This is a genomic window from Phyllobacterium sp. P5_D12 (genome assembly GCF_054049495.1).
This window is the reverse complement of sequence record NZ_JBFUMG010000519.1, coordinates 1-3,140: the sequence shown is the minus strand read 5'-3', so window position 1 is coordinate 3,140 and position 3,140 is coordinate 1. Positions and strand designations below refer to the sequence as shown.

Annotated in this window: 4 protein-coding genes; all 4 read right to left on the bottom strand. The window is 55.8% G+C overall.

Annotated features, from left to right (window positions below; all coding sequences use genetic code 11):
* The coding region (locus tag ACXJ5O_RS22820) for a type II toxin-antitoxin system HicA family toxin (RefSeq protein ID WP_457301899.1) at window positions 1–116 on the bottom strand (116 nt) is incomplete at its 3' end.
* Window positions 117–206: 90 nt separating this feature from the next.
* The gene (locus ACXJ5O_RS22815; RefSeq protein WP_457301898.1) at window positions 207–1,025 is read right to left on the bottom strand and encodes an ABC transporter permease; all 819 of its coding nucleotides are present in this window, start codon (window positions 1,023–1,025) and stop codon (window positions 207–209) included.
* A gap of 1 nt (window position 1,026) precedes the next feature.
* A complete protein-coding gene (locus tag ACXJ5O_RS22810) occupies window positions 1,027–1,938 on the bottom strand; it encodes an ABC transporter permease subunit (RefSeq protein ID WP_457301897.1) in 912 nt (303 codons plus the stop codon).
* A 14-nt stretch (window positions 1,939–1,952) separates the two neighbouring features.
* Window positions 1,953–3,101: an ABC transporter ATP-binding protein gene (locus tag ACXJ5O_RS22805; protein ID WP_457301896.1), complete on the bottom strand. Its 1,149-nt coding sequence runs from the start codon at window positions 3,099–3,101 to the stop codon at window positions 1,953–1,955.
* Between the last annotated feature and the right edge of the window lie 39 nt (window positions 3,102–3,140).

The following is a 3,140-nucleotide window of genomic DNA, read 5'->3' as shown; positions in this document are numbered from 1 at the left end:
ACGGTAACCTTACCCGGCTTGGAAGGATGAACATACTGAACGTGGTCTCCCGGTCCCTTCCGCTTGATCTCCCATCCGTCGGAACGCAAATGTTTGACAACTTCGCGTGGCGTCATAGGACTGCGTTTTGGCGACATTCAACCTGCCTAGTCTCAATTAATATGCTCAAATATTTGTTGTGTAAAGGTGTGTAAAGAAAAGGTCGGCTAGTTCCGTGCAGCGGCCTGTTCGTCGCGTGCCTTCTGAACCTCGCGGCGCTTGTTGGCGATGGACGCAATGATCACGCCGACTGCTACGATGGCAATCAGGATGGTACACGCCGCGTTGATTTCCGGCGTCACGCCAAGCCGGACCTGCGAATAAATACGCATGGGCAGCGTGGTCGCGCCCGGCCCTGAGGTGAAGCTGGAAATGACCAGATCATCCAACGAAAGGGTAAAGGCCAGCATCCAGCCAGAGACCACTGCCGGCAGGATCACCGGCAGTGTTACCCTGAAGAACGTCGTGACCGGCGTTGCTCCAAGGTCCATCGCCGCTTCTTCCAGCGAACGGTCAAATGTCACCAGTCGCGACTGCACGACGACGGCGACAAAGCACATGGAGAAGGTGATATGTGCGAGGATCATGGTCCACAGGCCGCGGTCGAAGCCGATGGCAACGAAGAGCAGAAGCATCGACAATCCAGTGATGACTTCCGGCATGACCAGCGGTGCATAGATCATTGCTGAAAACAGCAAGCGCCCGCGGAAGCGCGTATAGCGGGTCATAGCCAAGGCACCGAGTGTTCCAAGAATTGTCGCAACCGTGGCCGAGACCAGCCCGACACGGATGGTCACCCAAGCCGCATCGATAAAGCTCTGGTTGTGGAACAGAGAGACGTACCATTTTGTCGAAAACCCCGCCCACACGGTGACGAGCCGGGATTCGTTGAACGAAAAGACGACCAGAAGGACGATCGGCAAATAAAGGAAGGCGAAACCGAAAACCAGGGACGCAATGTTGAAGCGGGACCAGGTGGTGTTCATTTTATTTCTCGCTTTCCTGCGCCCGCGCTTCCGCACGCTGGAACAGAACGATTGGCACGACCAGCAACAGCAGAAGGATAACAGCGACGGCGGAGGAAACCGGCCAATCCCGGTTGGAGAAGAACTCGTTCCACAGCGTCTTGCCAATCATCAGGGTCTGCGATCCGCCGAGGAGGTCCGGAATGACGAATTCACCAACCGCAGGAATGAAAACCAGGAAACACCCGGCTATGACGCCCGGCATCGACAGACGAAAGGTGATTTTCCAGAAAGCGAGTATGGGCGGACAGCCAAGATCCTCAGCTGCTTCAACCAGCGAATAGTCCATCTTTTCCAGCGCCGAATAGATCGGCAGAATCAGAAATGGCAGATAGGAATAGACGATACCAATAAAGACGGCTGTATTGGTGTTGAGGATGTTGAGTGGCGTGTCGATCACGTGCGCCCACATCAGGAACTGGTTGAGCAGGCCCTCGGGCTTCAAGATGCCTATCCAGGCATAGACGCGAATCAGGAAGCTGGTCCAGAACGGCAGGATGACCAGCATCAACAGTGTTGGCCGGATCGTCGCGGGCGCGCGCGCCATGCCGTAGGCGATCGGGTAGCCGACGATAAGCGTCAGAACGGTCGAAACCGCGGCGATGATCACGCTGGAGATGTAGGCTTTGTAATAAAGCGGGTCTTCCAACAGCCAGATATAGTTGTCCCATGAAAACTGGGAGAAATTATCCGCAAAGGCTTGCCAGCCGGCCGAGAGGCTGAACACCGGCGTATAGGGCGGGATGGCCATCGCGACTTCCGAAAGCGATATCTTGAACACGATGACAAAGGGGATAAGGAAGAAGATCAGCAGCCACAGGTAGGGAACGGCTATAACCAGCCGGCTTGCAATAGAGGATATCAAGTTCTGCATGATATCGCCCTTTCTCAAGCGGTCAGAACGATACCGGCATCGGCATCGAAATTGACCCAGACCATGTCGTCATAGCCGAGCGGGTCTTCGACCGTGCGCACAGCGTTGAGGCTCGCAGCCTTGATGATCCGGCCGCTTTCAAGCTTCACATGGAAGACTGTCATGTCACCGAAATAGGCGATGTCATAAAGCTCCCCGTGCGCGGAGTTGATTGACGGATCGGCGGGCTGCTTGCGGCTGACCCTAATTTTCTCCGGCCTGATGGCAAACCCAACCGGCTGGCCCACAGTGCAGCTTTTCGAAGCGGCATCGGTGCGGATCGTCAGGTTTTCAGGTGCGACAGCAATGTCGATCTTGCCATTGGCGACTGCGGCGGCGGTGCCTTCGAACATGTTCACATTGCCGATGAAGTCGGCGACGAACTTCGAGTTTGGAGCTTCATAGACTTCCGCCGGCGTTGCCACCTGCATGACCTTGCCCTTGTCCATGACGGCGATGCGGTCGGCCATGGTCATCGCTTCTTCCTGATCGTGTGTAACGACAACGAATGTCAGGCCGAGTTTCATCTGCAGGTCCATGAGCTCAAACTGCGTTTCCTCGCGCAGCTTCTTGTCGAGCGCACCGAGTGGCTCGTCGAGCAGCAAAACCTTCGGACGCTTTGCAACGCAACGCGCTAGCGCCACGCGCTGGCGCTGACCGCCGGAGAGCTGGTGCGGCTTGCGCTTGGCGAACCGCTCGAGCTTCACAAGCTTGAGCATTTCGGCGACACGCGCCTCGATATCGCTCTTGGCCATGCCCTCCTGCTTCAGACCAAAAGCGATGTTACCTTCGACCGTCATGTGCGGAAAAAGGGCATAGGACTGGAACATCATGTTGACCGGGCGCTTATAGGGCGGAATGCCGCGCATATCCTGACCGTCGATGAGAATGCGCCCGGCGGTCGGCTCTTCGAAGCCGGCAAGCATGCGCAAGAGGGTCGACTTGCCACAGCCGGAAGCGCCCAGGAGCGCAAAGAATTCGCGATTGTAAATGTTGAGGGACAAATCATTGACGGCCGCAAAATCACCGAACTTCTTGGTGACATTTTCGATCGCGATAAAGGGCTTCGCTRCAGGATCGTTCCAAGGTGCGAATGTGCGGCGGAAACTTCCCAATGATTTCATGATTTGCCCCGGACTTTTCTGTTCTTAGATTTAAAAAAA

Coding starts and splice junctions, on each gene's coding strand:
- ACXJ5O_RS22815 (WP_457301898.1), bottom strand. CDS start 1,025: ATGAACACCACCTGGTCCCGCTTCAACATTGCGTCCCTGGTTTTCGGT.
- ACXJ5O_RS22810 (WP_457301897.1), bottom strand. CDS start 1,938: ATGCAGAACTTGATATCCTCTATTGCAAGCCGGCTGGTTATAGCCGTT.